At 64.9% G+C, this 18691-nt stretch carries 16 protein-coding genes and 1 pseudogene; 8 read left to right on the forward strand and 9 right to left on the reverse strand.

Annotated features, from left to right (window positions below):
- The 4 genes and pseudogenes from JQ616_RS39575 to JQ616_RS37650 form a co-directional block, all read left to right on the forward strand.
- Window positions 1–98 (forward strand): annotated as a pseudogene (locus JQ616_RS39575) (chemotaxis protein CheW); the annotation flags it as partial.
- Between the two features lie 43 nt (window positions 99–141).
- Window positions 142–531 (forward strand): response regulator, encoded by a 390-nt coding sequence (locus JQ616_RS37640; RefSeq protein ID WP_212023242.1) that lies wholly within the window; start codon window positions 142–144, stop codon window positions 529–531.
- Window positions 532–566: 35 nt separating this feature from the next.
- Window positions 567–1424: a CheR family methyltransferase gene (locus JQ616_RS37645; protein ID WP_212023243.1), complete on the forward strand. Its 858-nt coding sequence runs from the start codon at window positions 567–569 to the stop codon at window positions 1422–1424.
- Between the two features lie 3 nt (window positions 1425–1427).
- Window positions 1428–1745: a PilZ domain-containing protein gene (locus JQ616_RS37650; RefSeq protein ID WP_212023244.1), complete on the forward strand. Its 318-nt coding sequence runs from the start codon at window positions 1428–1430 to the stop codon at window positions 1743–1745.
- 180 nt (window positions 1746–1925) lie between these two features.
- Here the strand turns inward: JQ616_RS37650 and JQ616_RS37655 are convergent, their stop codons facing one another.
- The gene (locus JQ616_RS37655; protein ID WP_212023245.1) at window positions 1926–2234 is read right to left on the reverse strand and encodes a hypothetical protein; all 309 of its coding nucleotides are present in this window, start codon (window positions 2232–2234) and stop codon (window positions 1926–1928) included.
- A gap of 152 nt (window positions 2235–2386) precedes the next feature.
- Here JQ616_RS37655 and JQ616_RS37660 point away from each other — a divergent pair, with 152 nt between their 5' ends.
- The 3 genes from JQ616_RS37660 to JQ616_RS37670 all read left to right on the forward strand — a co-directional run bounded on the left by JQ616_RS37660 (window position 2387) and on the right by JQ616_RS37670 (window position 5796).
- Window positions 2387–3019 carry a response regulator transcription factor gene (locus JQ616_RS37660; RefSeq protein WP_092121810.1) on the forward strand — a complete coding sequence of 211 codons (633 nt, stop codon included), beginning with the start codon at window positions 2387–2389 and terminating at the stop codon, window positions 3017–3019.
- 171 nt (window positions 3020–3190) lie between these two features.
- Window positions 3191–4930, forward strand: a complete 1740-nt coding sequence (gene araD, locus JQ616_RS37665; protein ID WP_212023246.1) for an L-arabinonate dehydratase — start codon at window positions 3191–3193, stop codon at window positions 4928–4930.
- Window positions 4931–5076: 146 nt separating this feature from the next.
- Window positions 5077–5796 carry a ribonuclease activity regulator RraA gene (locus tag JQ616_RS37670; protein WP_212023247.1) on the forward strand — a complete coding sequence of 240 codons (720 nt, stop codon included), beginning with the start codon at window positions 5077–5079 and terminating at the stop codon, window positions 5794–5796.
- A gap of 238 nt (window positions 5797–6034) precedes the next feature.
- Here JQ616_RS37670 and JQ616_RS37675 read toward each other — a convergent pair whose 3' ends face one another.
- The 8 genes from JQ616_RS37675 to JQ616_RS37710 all read right to left on the reverse strand — a co-directional run bounded on the left by JQ616_RS37675 (window position 6035) and on the right by JQ616_RS37710 (window position 17368).
- Window positions 6035–8140: a S9 family peptidase gene (locus JQ616_RS37675; protein ID WP_212023248.1), complete on the reverse strand. Its 2106-nt coding sequence runs from the start codon at window positions 8138–8140 to the stop codon at window positions 6035–6037.
- A 197-nt stretch (window positions 8141–8337) separates the two neighbouring features.
- Complete coding sequence (locus JQ616_RS37680) at window positions 8338–10056, reverse strand: ABC transporter permease (RefSeq protein WP_212023249.1); 1719 nt, start codon at window positions 10054–10056, stop codon at window positions 8338–8340.
- Between the two features lie 146 nt (window positions 10057–10202).
- The gene (locus tag JQ616_RS37685) at window positions 10203–11267 is read right to left on the reverse strand and encodes a substrate-binding domain-containing protein (RefSeq protein WP_212023250.1); all 1065 of its coding nucleotides are present in this window, start codon (window positions 11265–11267) and stop codon (window positions 10203–10205) included.
- 23 nt (window positions 11268–11290) lie between these two features.
- Window positions 11291–12343, reverse strand: coding sequence for an ABC transporter ATP-binding protein (locus tag JQ616_RS37690; RefSeq protein ID WP_349630107.1), 1053 nt, complete (start codon window positions 12341–12343; stop codon window positions 11291–11293).
- A gap of 262 nt (window positions 12344–12605) precedes the next feature.
- The gene (locus JQ616_RS37695; RefSeq protein WP_212023252.1) at window positions 12606–13790 is read right to left on the reverse strand and encodes a pyridoxal-phosphate-dependent aminotransferase family protein; all 1185 of its coding nucleotides are present in this window, start codon (window positions 13788–13790) and stop codon (window positions 12606–12608) included.
- 132 nt (window positions 13791–13922) lie between these two features.
- Window positions 13923–14693, reverse strand: a complete 771-nt coding sequence (locus JQ616_RS37700) for an LssY C-terminal domain-containing protein (protein WP_249137847.1) — start codon at window positions 14691–14693, stop codon at window positions 13923–13925.
- Window positions 14694–14789: 96 nt separating this feature from the next.
- Window positions 14790–15515: a thermonuclease family protein gene (locus JQ616_RS37705; RefSeq protein WP_212023254.1), complete on the reverse strand. Its 726-nt coding sequence runs from the start codon at window positions 15513–15515 to the stop codon at window positions 14790–14792.
- Window positions 15516–15640: 125 nt separating this feature from the next.
- Complete coding sequence (locus JQ616_RS37710) at window positions 15641–17368, reverse strand: hypothetical protein (protein WP_212023336.1); 1728 nt, start codon at window positions 17366–17368, stop codon at window positions 15641–15643.
- Window positions 17369–17737: 369 nt separating this feature from the next.
- Here JQ616_RS37710 and JQ616_RS37715 point away from each other — a divergent pair, with 369 nt between their 5' ends.
- On the forward strand, window positions 17738–18589 hold the full coding sequence (locus JQ616_RS37715) for a caspase family protein (protein ID WP_212023255.1): 852 nt from the start codon (window positions 17738–17740) through the stop codon (window positions 18587–18589).
- Window positions 18590–18691: the final 102 nt, after the last annotated feature.

Consider the following 18691-nt stretch of genomic DNA (forward strand, 5'->3'; position numbering starts at 1 on the left):
TCGCCGGCGGCGTCCACCGCCTCGACGGCCAGCTCATGGTCGTCCTCGATATCGATCGCGTGCTCGAACTGGTGCCCAAAACAGCTGCTGCAGCGTAACGTTTCGCCGCGGAGACGGCGAATTCTACAAGGAGGCCTACACATGAAGACATGTCTTGTCGTCGACGATTCCGGTGTGGTGCGAAAGATCGCGCGCCGCATTCTCGAAGCAATGCAATTCACCGTCATCGAAGCCGAGGACGGCGCGGTTGCGCTCGAAGCCTGCAAGCGTGCACTGCCGGATGCGGTGCTGCTCGACTGGAACATGCCCGTGATGGACGGCTTCGAATTCCTCGTGCAGCTCCGCCGCATGCCCGGTGGCGATCAGCCCAAGGTCGTGTTCTGCACCACCGAGAACGGCATCGACCACATCTCGCGGGCGCTGCATGCCGGTGCCAACGAATACATCATGAAGCCGTTCGACAAGGACATCGTGATCGCGAAATTCCAGGAAGTGGGTCTGCTGGCGCTCGATGCGTCGGCCGAAGCCTAATACCCAGTTTCAACCTTTGCTTTTGCGAGGCTCCCGTGACGCCCCCCGACTACGAGTATCTGCGTAAGCTCTTGAAGGACCATTCCGGTCTCGATCTGTCTGCGGACAAGCAATATCTGATCGAGAGCCGCCTGCTGCCGCTGGCACGCAAGAACGGCCTGTCCAGCATCCCCGACCTGGTCGCCAAGATCCGGGCCGGCTCGTCCACCCACACCGTCCAGGTGGTCGAAGCCATGACCACCAACGAAACCTTCTTCTTCCGCGACAAGGTGCCGTTCGACCATTTCCGCGACACCATCATGCCCGAGGTGTTGAAAGCGCGCGCCGCGCGCCGCAGCGTCAGGATCTGGTGCGCCGCCGGCTCGACCGGCCAGGAGCCCTATTCGCTGGCGATGTGCCTGAAGGAGATGGGCGCGGCGCTCGCGGGCTGGCGGGTCGAGATCATCGCGACCGATCTGTCGCAGGAGGTGCTGGAGAAGTCGAAGGCCGGCATCTACAGCCAGTTCGAGGTGCAGCGCGGGCTGCCGATCCAGCTTCTGGTCAAGTACTTCAAGCAGTCGGGCGAACTCTGGCAGATCAATCCCGAATTGCGCTCGATGGTGCAGCATCGTCAGCTCAATCTGCTGCACGATTTCTCCCAGCTCGGGACCTTCGATGTGATCTTCTGCCGCAACGTCCTGATCTATTTCGATCAGGACACCAAGATCAACATCTTCAACCGTCTCGCCCGCCTGATGGAGCCCGACGGCTTCCTGGTGCTCGGCGCCGCCGAAACCGTGGTCGGTCTGACCGATACGTTCAAGCCGATTCCCGAGCGCCGTGGCCTGTACCGCCCGAGCGGCGTGCGCCCGGCGCTTGCGATGCCGAGGCCAGCCATGGCGGTCGGATATTGAGCGATGACCGAGGACGGCAAATCCGTTGAGCGGGTCACCTTCAGCCGGGGCGTCGATGTCTGCATCATGGCCATCGACGGCACCTGGCGGCGCGATTGCCAGCTCAACGCCATCTCCGACAACGACGCGTCGTTGACGGTCGAGGGTTCCATTCAGGGGCTCAACCTGAAGGAGTTCTTCCTGCTGCTGTCCTCGACCGGGCTCGCCTATCGCCGCTGCGAACTGGTCCGCGTCAACGGCACCGAGATGGACATCAGCTTCCTCAAGGGCAAGCCGAGCAAGCGCCGCTCGGCAGCCGACGAAGAGCGGGCCAGGGCTTGAAGTCAAGCAGGGCTTGAGGTCCAAGAGGGCCTGACGTCAAGACGGCCGCATCTGGCCCGGGCGGGCATGGCCTGCCGACAATCCGAAATGATGTTTGGAACGGATCGCCGCCCCATGGGTTGGGCGAGGTTCGGACGATTTGGCGCGATTGCCGCGAACCGGACGGTTGCCGGCCCTGGGTCAGTTCAAAACGCGCGCCGGTGCCCCTGAACCGCGCAGCCGGTCGAGTGCCACGCCGAGGCCGCTGCCGCTGGCCTTCAGGGCGGTCGAGGCTGCGACATAGCGCGGGGTGACGTCGTCAAGCACGAAGATATCGGCGGCGGCGTCCTGCTCGGCCAGCAGGGCCTCGCGCGCAATCGCCGCTTCGATCAGCCGCAGGCTCGCCTGGACATGGCCAATCAGCGCGACCAGGTCGGTCACGATCAGGTTGTAGGGATCATTGCCCTCGTCCAAACACACTGCAACGCCGTCCACCGCTGCATTTTCCATGCATGTTTCTCCACTGCCCCAGTTTTAGGGAACGCGGTGCTACTTGTGCGTTAAGCGGACGTCCCGTACAAATACGGGTCCATTGATCGAGATGGTCTAGTTAGTTCTTGTGCAGTCTGGGCAGCACGCTTCACCACTGATGGACGATGCATATGGTTGAGAATGGCGCTCCTCGCGGGGAAATCTTTGTAGTCGACGACGATCCCGCCGTTCGCGAGACGCTTTCCGTGGTCCTGTCGACCGCCGGTTACAAGGTAATCTGCTTTGCGGACGGTGCGGCGCTGCTCGCGGTGGCGCGCAGCCGGACCCCGGCCTGCATCCTGCTCGACGTGCACATTCCCGGCAAATCGGGCCTCGATATCCTGAAGGAGTTGCACGGCGAGGATTACCCGGCGCCAATCTTCATGATCTCCGGGCAGGGCGACATCACGATGGCGGTCAGCGCCATCAAGAACGGCGCGCTCGACTTCATCGAGAAGCCGTTTCGCGGCAATGAGATCGTCAGCCGCCTGAATGAGGCGATCGACGCCTATACGCGGCGCCAGGCCGAGACCTCGGCATCGCGCATCGCCGCGCTGCACTTCCCGGGCCGCGAGCCGCTGACCCGCCGCGAGCGCGAGGTGCTTGAGCAATTCACCGCCGGCGCTTCCAACAAGGAGGCCGGGCGCCATCTCGGCATCAGCCCGCGCACCATCGAGGACCACCGCGCCAACATCATGAAGAAGCTCGGCGCGCGCAACGCCGCCGATCTGGTCCGTATCGTGATGACGGCGCAGCAGAAGTAAGCCCAAAGCCGGTCTTGCCCTGATTTTCGCATCGCCGAGTTTGTGCAGCGCACGTTCGGCGAGCGGCACATCTGCGCCTGGCGCGGGACGACACGTCCGGAAATCCTGTATATGCGTGGCGTAGGGCCTACGCGCCGTGACCGCGCGCGAGCAAAGTCGAGACACATGGCGATGACGAAAAAGAACAAGACCCCGGATCAATTGCGCAGCGCGCGCTGGTTTGCGCCCGATGATTTGCGGGCCTTCGGCCATCGCTCGCGCGCGATGCAGATGGGCTACGCGCCGGAGGAATGGCGCGACCGGCCAGTGATCGCGATCATCAACACCTGGTCGGACGCGCAGCCCTGTCACATGCACTTCAAGAGCCGGGTCGACGACGTCAAGCGCGGCGTGCTGATGGCCGGCGGATTTCCGCTGGAGCTGCCTGCGCTGTCGCTGTCGGAATCGCTCTTGAAGCCGACCACGATGCTCTATCGCAACATGCTGGCGATGGATGCCGAGGAGCTGCTGCGCGGCCATCCGGTCGACGGCGTGGTGCTGATGGGCGGCTGCGACAAGACCACGCCGGGGCTCTTGCTCGGGGCCACCAGCATGAACCTGCCGGCGATCTATCTGCCGGCCGGGCCGATGCTGCGCGGCAATTGGAAGGGCAAGACGCTCGGCTCCGGCTCGGATGCCTGGAAATACTGGGACGAGCGCCGTGCGGGGAAGATCTCCGACAAGGACTGGGTCGACATGGAGGCCGGCATCGCCCGCAGCTACGGCACCTGCATGACCATGGGCACCGCCTCGACCATGACCGCGATCGCCGAAGCGATCGGCATGACCTTGCCCGGCGCCTCGTCGATCCCGGCGGCCGACGCAAACCACATCCGCATGAGCTCGGAGGCCGGCCGCCGTATCGTCGAGATGGTGTGGGAGGATCTGACCCCGCAGAAGATCCAGACGCGCAAGGCCTTCGAGAACGCGATCACGGTCGCGATGGCGATGGGCTGCTCGACCAACGCGATCATCCATTTGATCGCGCAGGCGCGCCGCGCGGGCCAGGATATCTCGCTCGATGATTTCGAGATCGCGAGCCGCAAGGTGCCTGTGATCGCCAATGTACGGCCGAGCGGCGATCTCTATCTGATGGAGGATTTCTTCTATGCCGGCGGGCTGCCCGGCCTGATGAACCGGATCAAGCCGCATCTGCATCTCGATTGCATGACCGTGTCGGGCAAGACGCTCGGCGAGAACATCGAGGGCGCCGAGGTCCACAATGACGACGTCATCCGCAGCGTCGACAACCCGATCTACAAGGAGGGCGCGCTGGCGGTGCTGAAGGGCAATCTCGCGCCCGACGGCTGCGTCATCAAGCCAAGCGCCTGCGATCCGCGCTTCCTCAAGCACACCGGGCCGGCGCTGGTGTTCGATGACTATCCGTCGATGAAGAAGGCGGTCGACGATCCCGATCTCGACGTTACGGCCGATCACGTGCTGATCCTGCGCAATGCCGGCCCGCAGGGCGGCCCGGGGATGCCGGAATGGGGCATGCTGCCGATCCCGACCAAGCTCGTGAAGCAGGGCGTGCGCGACATGGTGCGGCTGTCGGACGCACGGATGAGCGGCACCAGTTACGGCGCCTGCATCCTGCATGTCTCGCCGGAATCCTATATCGGCGGTCCTCTGGCGCTGGTGAAGAACGGCGATCGCATCACGCTCGACGTCGCCGCGCGCACCATCAATCTCGATGTGCCCGAGGCGGAGCTGGCAAAACGCCGCGCGGAATGGAAGCAGCCGGAAAAGCGCTTCGAGCGCGGCTATGGCTGGATGTTCTCCAAGCACATCAAGCAGGCCAATGAAGGCTGCGACTTCGATTTCCTCGAGACCGGGTTCGGCAAGCCGGTTGGCGAGCCGTCGATTTACTAGTCACTGTCATTCCCAGTGCGCAATTGCGCACCTGGGGGCATCGCAAAGCGATGAGCCCGGAATCCATTTCGCCACAACACGTGGGGCTTGATGGATTCCGGGCCAGCGCCTTCGGCGCATCCCGGAATGACGAAGGAGAGAGCCCAATGTCAAAATTCAGCGACGCCACCCGCAACAAGCTGAAATCCGTTTCCACCGCCACCGTCGCGACCGCGCTGTTCAAGCGCGGCTTGCGCATCCAGATGATCCAGGATGTGCACCCTTTGAGCCCGGATCAGTCGACCATGGTCGGTGAGGCCTTCACGCTGCGTTACATGCCGGCGCGCGAGGACCTCAACACGATCGAGGTGTTTCGCGATCGCGCGCACCCGCAGCGCAAGGCGATCGAGGATTGCCCGCCGGGTGCGGTGCTGGTCATGGACAGCCGCAAGGATGCGCGCGCGGCCTCCGCCGGCGCGATCCTGGTGACGCGGCTGATGAAGCGCGGCTGCGCCGGTGTCGTCACCGATGGCGGCTTTCGGGACTCGGCCGAGATCGCGCGGCTCGGCTTTCCGGCGTTTCATCACCGGCCGAGCGCGCCGACCAATCTGACCTTGCATCAGGCGATCGAGATCAACGTGCCGATCGGTTGCGGCGATGCGCCGGTGTTCCCCGGCGACGTGATCCTCGGCGACAGCGATGGTGTCATCGTGATCCCGGCGCATCTCGCCGACGAGATCGCCAACGAGACCTTCGAGATGACCGCGTTCGAGGATTTCGTCACCGAGCAGGTCCAGAACGGCCGTGAGATCTTCGGACTTTATCCCGCGACCGACGAGCAGACGCTGAAGGATTTCGCGGCGTGGCGGAAGGCCAAGGGGCGGTAGCGGCGCTGCCACACCCTCCGCCGTCGTCGTTCCTGAGCGATTGCCACGCATTCCGCCGTCGTCCCGGCGAAGGCCGGGACCCATACCGCGTGATCTATCGAGCGCGGAGGTCGCGGTACCACAGCAGGCAACGGGCGGTCTTCGCCAAACTCTTCCCTGTGGTTATGGGTCCTGGCTCCCGTGCGCAATTGCGCACTAGGCCAGGACCACGATGGGGAGGTAGCCGGGCTACGCTGCCCTACACCTCCGCCTTATCAGCCATCCCGACCGCCCACAGCGCAAACGCATACACGATCGCGACTTCGTCCAGCCGGTTGAAGCGGCCAGAGGCGCCGCCGTGGCCGGCGCCCATGTTGGTGCGCAGCAAGACCGGGCCGCCGCCGCGCATGGTGGCGCGTAGCCGCGCGATCCATTTCGCCGGCTCCCAATAGGTGACGCGTGGATCGGTGAGCCCGCCCATCGCCAGGATCGCCGGATAATCCTTTGCCGCGACATTGTCGTAGGGCGAATAGGACAGGATGGTGCGGAAATCCGTCTCGCTCTCGATCGGGTTGCCCCATTCCGGCCATTCCGGCGGCGTCAGCGGCAGCGTGTCGTCGAGCATGGTGTTGAGCACGTCGACGAACGGCACCTCGGCGACGATGCCAGCGAACAGCTCCCCGGCGCGGTTGGCAACCGCGCCCATCAGCATGCCACCGGCCGAGCCGCCATGGCCGACGATGCGTTTTTCGCTCGTGTATTTCGTCTCGATCAGCGCGCGCCCGGCGGCAGCGAAATCGTCGAACGTGTTGGTCTTCTTCTCGCGCTTGCCGTCGAGATACCAGCCCCAGCCCTTGTCGGCGCCACCGCGGATATGGGCGATCGCATAGACGAAGCCGCGGTCGACCAGCGACAGCCGGTTGGCTGCGAACGACGCCGGCATCGCCATGCCGTAGGAGCCGTAACCATAGAGCAGCAGCGGCGCCTTGCCGTCGCGAACGAAATCCTTGCGATGCAGGATCGAGACCGGCACCTGCGCGCCGTCATGCGAGGTCGCCATGATGCGCGTGGTGACGTAATCGGCCGGGTTGTGGCCGGACGGAATCTCCTGGCGCTTGCGCAGCACCCGGGTCCGCGTCGCCATGTCGTAGTCATAGACCTCGGACGGCGTCGTCATCGACGAATAGGCAAAGCGCAGATTGGTGGTGTCGAACTCGTAGCCACCCATGGTGTCGAGCGAATAGGCCGCTTCGTCGAAGGCGATCGCGTGCTCGTCACCCGTCTTGAGGTCGCGGATGATGATCGCCGGCAGCGCATTGGCGCGCTCCAGCCGCACCATGTGGCCGGCATAAAGCTCGACGTCGAGCACGTAGACGCCTTCGCGATACGGGATCAGGTCGCGCCAGTTGGCGCGCGCGGGCGCGGCCAGCGGCGCGGTCACGACCTTGAAGTCGATGGCGTCGTCGGCATTGGTCAGGATGAACAGCTCGTCGCCGCGGTCGGCGATCGAATATTGCACGCCTTCCTCGCGCGCCGCGACGAGGCGCGGCGGTGCGTCGGGATTGCCGAGGTCGATCAGCCGCTGCTCGGATGTCTCATGATCGCCACCCGCGATCACGCAGAAACGGCCGCTGGCGCTCTCATGCAGATGGGTGAACCAGCCGGGATCCTGCTCCTCATAGATCAGGGTGTCGTCGGCTTGCTTGGTGCCGAGCTTGTGGCGCCACACCTGCATCGGGCGGTGATTGTCGTCGAGCTTGACGTAGAAGAAGCTTTTGGAATCCGCGGTCCACACCACGCCGCCGTCGGTCTCCTCCACGAGGTCGTCGAGATCGCCGCCGGTTGCCCAGTCGCGCACGCGGATCGAGAAATACTCCGAGCCCTTGGTGTCGGCGCTCCAGGCATGCAGCCGGTGATCGTTGGAATGCCGGCTGCCGCCGAACTTGAAATATTCGTGGTCCTTCGCCAATGCATCGCCGTCGAGCACGACATGCGCCTCGCCGCCGTCGCGCGGCGTGCGGCAATACAGCTCGTGCTGGCCGCCCTCACGGTACTTGCGGAAATAAGCGAACGGGCCATCCGGCGACGGCACGCTGGAATCATCCTCCTTGATCCGCCCGCGCATCTCCTTGACCAGCCGCTTCTGCAAGCCGTCGGTATGGCCGAGCAGGCTCTCGGTGTAGCCGTTCTCGGCTTCGAGATAGCTCCTTATATCGGGATCGAGGATCGAGGGATCGCGCAGCACCTCCTGCCATTTCGGATCCTTGATCCAGGCATAGTCGTCGCTCACCGTGATGCCGTGGGTGGTGAAGGAATGCGGCCGGCGCGGCGCGACGGGGGGCGATGTTGTGGTGAATTTGGTCACACGATCCTCATAATGCGGGGTTCCGCTTTATATCGGGATGAATGTGGCGATTGCCAGATGGGCGAGAGCGCAGGTGCCGCTGCGTAGGGTGGGCAAAGGCGCGGAGGCGCCGTGCCCACCATTCCCGGCGTACTCGCGATGGTGGGCACGCTTCTCGCTTTGCCCACCCTACCCACTACTACAAATTCATCCCTGCGCTACCCATTTCGCAGCTTCGCGCCGGCATTGCCGCTGGACATCGGGATCTGGTTCACCGCCAGCACCACGGCGAAGGTGATCACCAGCATCGCGATGCCGAGCACCGCGATTGCGGCGAGGTCGCCGCCTTCGTTGAGATCGTAGATCAGCACCGACAGCACCTTGGTCTGCGAAGTGAACAGCACGATCGCGGCCGACAGTTCCCGCATCACGCCGATGAAGATGAAGCACCAGGTCGCGATCACGCCGGTGCGCAGCAAGGGCGCCGTGATCTGGCGCAGCGCCTGCAAGCGCGTCGCGCCTAGGATGCGGCTTGCTTCCTCGAGCTCGGGATGGATGGTCGCGAACGCCGCCTGCAATTGCTGATAGGCCGAGGGCAGATTGATGGTGAGGAACGCCAGCAGCAGGATCCACAGCGTGCCGTAGAGCACGAAGGGCGGTCGCGTGTAGCTCAGGAACAGGCCGACGCCGAGCACGATGCCGGGCACCGCGATCGGCGCGGTGGCAAGGAAGCCGAGCACGCGGTGGCCGGCGATCACCCTGCGCGTCGTGACATAGGCGATGACCAGCGCCAGGATGGTGCCGATCGTCGCGGTCGCGGTGCCCAAAATCACGGTGTTCTTCAGCGCAAGTTGGGTCGACGACAACTCGGTGAACACGAAGACGATGTTGTGCAGGGTCGCCGTCGACGGCGTCACCAACGTGGTGGCGTTCGGCGAGAACGCGGCGTTGAGCAGTGCGAGGTAGGGCAGGAAGACGGGATTGAGCAACACCAGCAGGCAGAAGCCGAGCGCGGCCCAACGCCAGCCGCGCAGCTCGACCCGGCGCGGCGCGCCATATTTGCCGCCGATCACCGAATAGCCGCGGCGACCGAGCAGCGCCTTCTGGCCCTGCAGCAGCAGGATGGTCAGCACCAACAGCGGCACCGCGGCGGCGGCCGCGAGTTCGAGCTTCGGCGGATACTGGAACAGGCTCCAGATCTTGGTCGTCATGGTGTGGAAGCCGGCCGGCAGCGCCAGGATCGCCGGCGAACCGAACAGCGTCATCGCCTGCAGGAAGGCGATCAGCGCGCCTGCGACCAAAGCAGGGAGCGCCAGCGGGATCGTCACCCGCCGCGCCGTGGTCCAGGCGTTGCCGCCGAGGATCGCGGAGGCGTCCTCCAGCTCGCCCGGCATGGTGTCGAGCGCATTGGCCACCAGCACGAACACGAACGGGAACGTGTAGCAGGAGATCACGAAGATGATCCCGGTCATCGAATAGATGTTGAACAGCGCGTCGGCGTCTTCGCCGGCGAACAGCCGGTAAAGCTGGTTCAGGAGCCCCGAATTCGGTGCCGCCAGCAATTCCCAGGCGACGGCGCCGAGGAACGGCGGCGTCACGAACGAGGCCGTCACCAGCGCGCGGATGGTCTGCCGTCCCGGCATGTCGGTGCGCGACACCAGCCAGCTCAGCGGTGCCGCAACGATGCAGCAGATCAGCGCCGAGCTGGTCGCGATGATCGCGGTCGTCAGCAGCGGATCGAGGAAATCGGGATTGCTGAACAGCGTGACGAAGTTTGCAAGCGTCGGATGGCGGTTCTTGTCGGTGAAGGCGTACACCGCAAGCCAGGACAGCGGCAGCAGGATCAAGAGGATGAGGACGGCGGCGAACAGCCACAGGACGGGGCGGGTCCAGTCGATGCGGGGGGTGGCGGCGGGAGAGGTGGTGGTTGTCGTCATGCGGAACGTCTCCCTTCGTCATTCCGGGGCATCGCGAACCGATGAGCCCGGAATCCATTGGGCCACTGGTGCAGGCGGTCAAATGGATTCCGGGCTCGCGCTTCGCGCGCCCCGGAATGACAACGGTGAGAGTTACGTCGCATCGCTCAAACCCGAAACAACCGCGCATAGCGCGTCTTGATCTCTTCGGTCATCGCCTCCACCCCCGCCGGATCCTCCTTCATCAGCTTGATGTCGGAAAGCTTGCGCCGGCCGGCCTTGGGCTGCACCTGGGCGTGCAGCGAGTATTGGCCGGTGAAGTCGACGAAGAATTGCTGGGTCTCGCGGGTGTGCAGCCAGGCCTGGAACAGCTTCGCGGCGTTCGGATGCGGCGCGCCGGCGAAGATGCCGGTCGGACCCGAGATCGTCGGCGTGCCTTCGGTCGGATAGACCGGCTCGACCGGCTGTCCGGCTTCCTTCAGCAGCACGATGCCGTATTCGTTGCCGTCCGCCATCACGGCGCGCTCGCCGAGCGACAGCTTCTTCGGCGGATCGGTCGAGGACTGCACCTGCATCACCCGCTGCTTGGCGAGTTTCTCCAGATACGGCCAGCCGAGTTCGCGCACGATCTGGAACGTGGTGGTCATGATGGTGCCGCTATAAGCCGGATGGCCCTTCACCATCTTGCCCGCCCACTTGGGATCGAGCAGGTCGGCAAAACTCCTCGGCGCGTCCTCCGCCTTCACCAGATTGGTGTTGTAGGCGATCGACGACAGCCACAGCCGTGTGGTGACGGCCATGCCGTCCGGGTCGCGATAATTGTCGGGGAAATGCTTCGCGACGTCCTCGGGCACGAACGGTATCAGCCAGCCGCTCTTTGTCCACGGAATGAAGTGCGAGGCGTCGGCGCTGTTGACGACGTCGGCGGCGTGGATGTTGGCGTCGAATTCCTGCGCCACGCGCTGGAACAGCCGCTCCGAGCCGGATCGCTCGATCTGCACATTGATTCCTGGATAGGCCGTCTCGAACGCCTTGCCGAGTTTTTCGCCGACCGGCAGGTCCATCGACGAATAGAATACCAGCGTGCCTTCCTTCTTCGCCGCGGCGACGAGATCGGGCGTGATCGCAACCGGCTCGGGGGCCGCGGCGCGCGCGGGCGAGGCGAACACGGTGCCGGCCGCAAGCGCCGCGGAGCCTTTCAGGACATCGCGTCTGGAAACTGGCTTCCGCATCGCGTCCCTCCGCCTCTCTGTGTTTATCGGCTGAGCGCGCGGCAGCGCCCGGGCGGCAGGGTCAACCAGACCTCGCTGCCCTTCTCGACCGCGGTCTCCGTCGGGGTGGTCACCCGCAGCGAGGTGCCGTCAACGGTTTCCACCATGTAGTCGCGGTTCATGCCGAGATAGACCTGTCGCGTCACGATGGCCTTCAGCGTGTTGGGCACGGCGCCTGGCGCCTGCGTCGAGAGCTGGATCTCATGCTGGCGGATCGCGACCGGCGCGCTCTGGCCGCCCGTCAGCCGGGCGCCGACCACTTCCAGTGTCGCGCCGGCGAATTCGACGTGGGTCGCGTCGCGCGCGGTGCCCTTGATCACATTGGCCGCGCCGATGAAGCGCGCGACGAATTCGGATTCCGGCCGCGCATAGATGTCTTCGGGGCTGCCGAGCTGATCGATCTTGCCGGCGTTCATCACGGCGATCAGGTCCGCGGTCGTCATCGCCTCGGACTGATCATGGGTGACGTAGACCGTGGTGTAGCGATATTCATCATGCAGGCGGCGGATCTCGAATCGCATCTCCTCGCGCAGATTGGCGTCGAGGTTGGACAAGGGCTCGTCGAGCAGCAGCGTCTCCGGACCGACGATCAGCGCACGCGCCAGCGCGACGCGCTGCTGCTGGCCGCCGGACAGCTCGCCCGGATAACGCTGCGCCAGCGGTTCCAGCTTGGTCGTCGCCAGGATCGCGGCGAGTTTCCTCGCGATGGTGTCACGATCCATTTTGCGCAGGCGCAAGCCGTAGACGATGTTCTCCGCCACCGTCATGTGCGGCCACAGCGCGTAGCTCTGGAAGATCATCGACATGTTGCGCTGCTCGGGCGGCAGCGTGCGCGCCTTCGATGACACCACGCGGTCGCCGACGCGGATCTCGCCGTCGGATGGTTCGAGGAACCCTGCGATCAGCCGCAGCGTCGTGGTCTTGCCGCAGCCGGACGGCCCGAGCAGGCAGACCAGCTGGCCGTGATCGATTGTGAGGGAGACGTCATCAACCGCGACAAACGATCCAAACCGCTTGACCAGGCCGCGCAATTCCACCGATGCCAAGCGATCCCTCCATCTCACATTGTCGCAGGGATCCGGGCCCGGCTGTTGCCGGCAGTAAAGCGGAAATCGATGACGGCGAAAAGTGGACGTGCCCCGTCAAAAAGTAGAGGCTCCCGTTCGTTCCGCTATCTTTCGCATTGTGCTCCGTCATCCCCGCGCAAAGGCTTCGCCTTTGTCGCTGGAGGTGCGAGCCTTGCGGCGCAATAGCGCCGCTCCTCAGGATGACGGGTTAGAGCCAGAGACCGCGCTGCCCCTACGCCTTCACGTTCTCGCCGAGCCACTGGATGGCGGCGTCGGCGCCGGCCTTGCCGTGCGGGATGTTCAGCGCGGTCAGTGCGACCTCGATGACGCCGAGTGTGCCGAGGATCATCGGCGCGTTGACGTGGCCCATATGCGCGATGCGGAACGCCTGGCCCTGCAGATCGCCGATGCCGGTGCCGAGCACCACGCCGCATTTCTCCTTGGCATAGCGCTGGATCGCGGCAGGGTCGGCGCCCTTCACGGTCACGGTGGTTACCGTGTTGGAGCGCTCATTGGGCTCGGCGATATTGAAGCCGAGCACCTGACCCTCGCCCCAGACCGCAACCGCGCGGCGCACCGCTTCGCCGAGCAGCCGATGCCGCTCGAATGCGTTCGCCAGGCCTTCGGCGTGCAGCATGTTGATCGCCTCGCGCAGCGCGAACAGCAGATGCACCGGCGCGGTGCCGGCATATTTGCGGTAGTGCTCCGAGCCCTCGCGCTCGGTCCAGTCCCAATAGGGCGTGCGCAGATCGGCCTTCTTGTGCGCGTCCCAGGCACGGTCGTTGGCAGCGACGAAGCCGAGGCCGGGCGGCGTCATCAGGCCCTTCTGCGAGCCACTCATCGCGACGTCGACATACCATTTGTCCATCTCGAACGGCATGCAGCCGAGCGAGGCGACGGTGTCGACCATGAACAATGCGGGATGGCCGGCGGACTTGATCGCCTTGCCGATCGCCTCGATGTCGTTATAGGCACCGGACGCGGTGTCGACCTGCACCACGAGGATCGCCTTGATCGCGTGCTCCTTGTCGCGCCGCAGCCGCTCCTCGAGCTCGGCGACGCGGACCGCGCGGCGCCAGTCGCCCTTCAGCACCTCGACATCGGCGCCCATCGCGGCCGCAGCCTGGCCCCAGCCGATCGCGAAGCGCCCGCTCTCGAGCACCAGCACCTTGTCGCCGCGCGACAGCACGTTGGAGAGCGTTGCTTCCCAGGCGCCGTGACCGTTGGCGATGTAGATGTAGGACTTGCCTTTGGTCGCGAACAGGTTCGAGAGATCGCGCAGCAGGCTGTCGGTCAGTTCGAGCATCTCGCTGGAGTAGATATCGAGCGCCGGGCGGTGCATCGCCTGCAGCACCTGATCAGGCATCGTGGTGGGCCCGGGGATGGCCAGAAATTCCCGGCCCGCGCGAACGGTCATCGTCCTGTTCCTTTTGGGTAAAGCGCGCAAATCATGCGTGTGAGGGGTCAAGTCCAGAGAATATTCCATTGCGGCTGCGATTGCGAGCAGGCGGAAGCAATCCAGCGTTTCCAAAACCGCGTAGCAGGGGCCTTATTTGTCGATCGTCTCGACCACCGCGCGCCAGATCTGGTCCTTGAACTCGGTCGCGGCGGGGCTCGGGATCTGCTCGACGGCGCCGTCGTTCTTGCGGCAGGCCTCGACCAGCCGCAGCACCCAGATCTCGCCGTCGGTGTAGTAGAGATCGCCGCCGCCATTGTGTCCGTCGAAGGTCGGGCCGATGCCGGTGACCTGATATTTCGCGGTGACCATGCCGGCGGATTCGAGGTCGGTGGCAAGCAGCGCGCGTTCGGCGTCGAGGTCGGCCGCGATATGATGGGTCACCGCGCCGGTGTAGCTGGAGATGCCGACGCTGCGGTCGAGCGTCGCAGCACCGAGCCACACCGGGCGCTTCTCCTGACCCTGGTCGAGCACCTTCCAGAACCGGACATGGTTGCGGCGATCGGCGCTCGATCCGACCGGCCGCTCGAAGGCGAGGTCCTCGCGGCGGCCGAGATAGAACAGGCTGCTCACCGGTGCATCCTTGTAGGGCCGATCGAGCAGCACGGAGCCGACGATCTCGATCGAGGATTTCAGCGTCACCGGATCGGCTGGAAACCAGCCGGCTTCGTGCATCGCGCAGACCAGGTCCCTGGTGTCGCCGATCAGCCCGACATTCATCGGATCGCCGGGAATGCCCTGCGCGGTGCGGGTCACCATCGGCAGATTGGCGAGGCCCTTCTGATGTTCGTGGTGCGTCCACAGCGCCGGCAGCACCAGATAGGCTGCGATCAGATAGATGACCAGCACGAACAGCAGCAGCATCTGCGCTCGCCGGAGGCGGCTGCGCCGGTGCGGCGCAGGCGGAATGGTTTCGACATCGGTCACAGCACACGCTTCCAGATCAGTGCGTCGCGCGCCTCAGCGCCGCGTCTCGCGACAGCCGGCGGCCTCGGCTTCCTCGACCGAGCAGAACCAGCGCGTGCCCTTTGAGATCTTCATCTCGATCTTGGCGTACCAGCGGCTGGTGCGCTGATGAAAGATGCATTCGCCGGAGCGGTTGACGTTGCCCTTGATGGTGCAGTCGGGCGAGGGCGCCACCGGCCCGGAGGCCGAGGCGAGCAGGATCGCGTTCGCGCCGTCCGGCGGCTTCACCGCGCCGAGCACGGTGGTCTTCTTGTTGCGCACCCGCCAGTCCCACGGCGCGATGAACGCGCCCTGCCACATCCCGGCTTTGGCCTCGCGCGCGGCTTTCTCGGCCGGCTCATAGTCATGCGAGATGCGGGTGAAGGCCAGCGCCCAGCCATTCTCGACCATCCATTTCTGGATGTCCTCGCCGTCGACCTCGCAGCGCGCGATGGTGCGGCCGCGGCGGTCGACCGAGCGGGCGTGACAGGTCCAGCTCTTGTTGCCGGCATGCTTGATCAGCTCGTCGCGCGCGGCGACGCCGCAGGTCCAGCGCTCACCCTTGGTGTTGAGGCAGAGCTGGTCGGTCGACGGTGCGTCGATGCCACCGAGCCGGATCTTGACGCTGCCGATCATGAGTTGGTCGCCGTCGCGGATCTTCGGCACACCGGTGATGTCGGCAGCGACAGCCAGCGTCGGTAGCGAGAGCAGCAGGCCAGCAGTGAGCAGCGTCTTCAACATCGGCGTTCCCGGCCAGGTTCTTCGTTCAGAGATTTTGGCGTCCAGTGCCCAACGATTGTGCGGGCAATTGGGCAACCGTGCCAGTGGTGTCGTGTTTCCGCCAGTCTCAACTTCGCGTCATCCGATTATGAATGAGCCATTCGCTTCCTCGCCAGCGCCAGGGCCATCAGCACGAACGCCGATGTCACTTCGGGCCCGCCGACCAGGATGCGCGTCGGCGTCTTCATCTTGTTCCATTCATAGGCTCTGTAGGGCCCCTTGCGGCCGCCCTCGCCGAGGCCTTGCACGATGCAGTGCAGCGCTGGCGTGAAGCTCGAGACCTCGGCGCCGAGATGCGCCAGCGCCATCAGCGCCAGCGCGGCGTCGAACGGGTTCATCTCATGGGCGATCAGCTCGCCTTGAACATAGCCGAGCACGCGGGCGCGGATCAGCGCGAATACATTGCCGGGATCGATGATGCGCTGCGCTGCCAGCGGCAGCGCGGCGAAGGCGGCGTAGCAGCGGCCGAAATAGGCCGAATAGAGCTCGGGCAGATAATAGATATGCGAGCGCGGATTTTTGAACGCGCCGCTCTCGACCAGATTCCTCTGGAAGGCGATGATGCGATGCACCGTCTCCAGCCGCTGCGGCGTCTCGATGATCTGCCAGCGGGCGAGGTTGCGGAACGAGACCTCGAGGATATCGAGGTTCAGCGTCGGATCGAGGTCGTTGCCATAGGGCCGCTCGCCCCTGAGGTTGTCGATCCAGGTGACGACGCCGCCCTCATAGTCGATGTTGTCGTTCAGCGGCACCGTGACGCGCGGCTCGTTGGCGCCTGCGCGTACCTGGTAGCCGCGGTAGAAATCGAGCAGCGGCTGCGTGAGGATCGGATCATCGGAGCCGGCTTGTGTTGCGGCTGAGAACGAGCACGCGGTGGTGTCGCAGTCGGGCACATAGATGCCGAAGCCGAGGTCCTGCTTGATTTGGGCGAAGAACCGCGAGAAGCGCGGATGCCGTCCCGGCGCCAACGCGGTGATGACCTTCACCGTGGAGCCGTCATGCGACGGCACATCCTCGGCGCTGGTCTTGAGGCAGAAGTCGACCATGTCAGCGATCGCGCGCCGCGCCGTGCCCGCCTCACTCGGTGACGCGAGCCCGGTCTCGACAAAGCTCAGCAGTGCCTCGGTGAAGAAAGCATCGTAATAGGCCGAGCGGTGGCGGATCTGCACCGGCTCCCACATCGGCTCGGCGATGCCGCGCCAGGCCGGGTTGATCAGTGCGCGCGCCGGCGAATGCGCGATGAAGATCCGCGCCAGGCCGAACAGCAGGGTCGAGTTCTTGTAGCCGCGCGCGTTCAGCCCGGTCAGCGCCATCAGCATCTCGCGCCCGCCGATGTCGGGATCGCCGATCAGGTTGAACGCGGCATAGGTCGGGATGAAGCCGCATCTGCCGAATGAACCGAGCAGATGCGCGCCGGTTGAGCGGATGACGCGGTCGATCTCAGCCATCGCGGGCGGGCGGCCCGGCGCGCTGGCGGCCGGCGGGGCGGGGTGACGGACGCCGATGCCGTCCATCAGGTCAGCGACGGGGGTGCCGACCGCGGCCCAGTCCGGTGCGTCGGCATCGCGCGCCTTGGTCAATGCCGCGCGCAGGCCGGCAAGGCGGTCGGGGTCGTTCAGTGCGGGGAGGCCGGTGCGGCGGAGCAGCGCGCGCAGCGGCGGATTGCCGAGCGCGGTCCGGTAAAATTTTCCGAGATGGGCATCGCCGCCGCGATAGGCCTGCAAGACGGGGTCGCAGACGTCGTAGAGCGACGGGCCGTCCTTTTTGGCGGTCAGCGCCCGGCACACGGTGCCTGCGATCTCGTGAAGGCCCAAGAAGCTCAAAGCATCCCTTTCTCAAGGAACCGGTTAACGCCGCCGCTTGGACAGTGTTTCCCCCGGTCCTCCCCCAAACTCGCAAGCCTTTGGAAAGCTACATGAATCGGTAAAAAACACAAATGTGATGAAGGTCACGTAACGGGATCTTAACGGCGTCAATGCCCTGTGCCGGGCGGCAGCATGCAGCAAACCGGGTTGCCCCGGCCGGCCGTCCGGGTTAAGGGAATGTTTGTTGCAGCGCCGCAAATTGAGATCAATCAACGGCACACACAGCTCAACCCCATTAAACCTGACCGCCACTGACGCGTTTACCCGGCGCGATTTCGTTCGAGCGCCATCGGGATAAGGATTGGGACTAGGAACGCTATGAACCTTAGGCAGCTTCAGATTTCCCGTCGCACCATCGCCGTCTGCGTGGCGGTGGCCGGCACGGTGTCGCTGGCGATTGGTGCCCATGCCGCGCTCAACAAGCGCACCCTCGACGTCGTCAAGGGTGGCGATAAGGCTGTGACCAGCGAGCTGACGGGCAGCATTCCGACCGGCACCTCCCGCCTCGCACTGATCATCGGCAACGGCCATTACCCGGACGCAGCCGCGCCGCTGGCCCAGCCGATCAACGATGCCCGTACGCTGTCGTCGGCGCTGCGCCGCGAAGGCTTCGACGTCGACGTGGTCGAGGACGCCACCAAGGACGACATGTTCCGCGCGGTCGAGCGCATGAAGGCCAAGATCCGGCCCGACACCGTCGTGATGCTGTTCTTCGGCGGCTACGGCGTGCAGGTCGGTCGTGAGAGCTACATGATCCCGGTCGATGCCACGATCTGGAAGGAAGCCGACGTCAAGCGCACCGGCGTCAGCGTCGAGTCCGTGCTCGACGCGATGAAGGAGCGCGGCGCAAAAGCCAAACTCGTCGTGCTCGATGCGTCGCGCCGCAATCCCTATGAGCGCCGCTTCCGCGCCTTCTCGCACGGCCTCGCGCCGATCAGTCCGCCGGAAAACACCATCGTGCTGAGCTCGGCGACGCCGGGCAAGGTCGCCGACGACAGCAAGGGCACCAACAGCGTGCTGGTCTCCGAGCTGATCAACAACCTCAACGCCCAGGCCGGCGCCGAAACCGCCTTCAACAAGACCCGCGTCGCGATCTCGCGCGCCAGCGAAGGCGAGCAGGTGCCGAGCGTGTCGTCCTCGCTGCTGGAAGACATCAAGCTCGGCGGCTGAGCTTTCCTCGGCCCAATGTCCCTACGTCGTCCCGGCGAAGGCCGGGACCCATAACCACAGGGCCGCGTTGTTAAAGCGCGCTTTGGCCACAGCTCGTTAGAC

Source organism: Bradyrhizobium tropiciagri (genome assembly GCF_018130545.1).
Taxonomy (GTDB): Bacteria; Pseudomonadota; Alphaproteobacteria; order Rhizobiales; family Xanthobacteraceae; genus Bradyrhizobium; species Bradyrhizobium tropiciagri_A.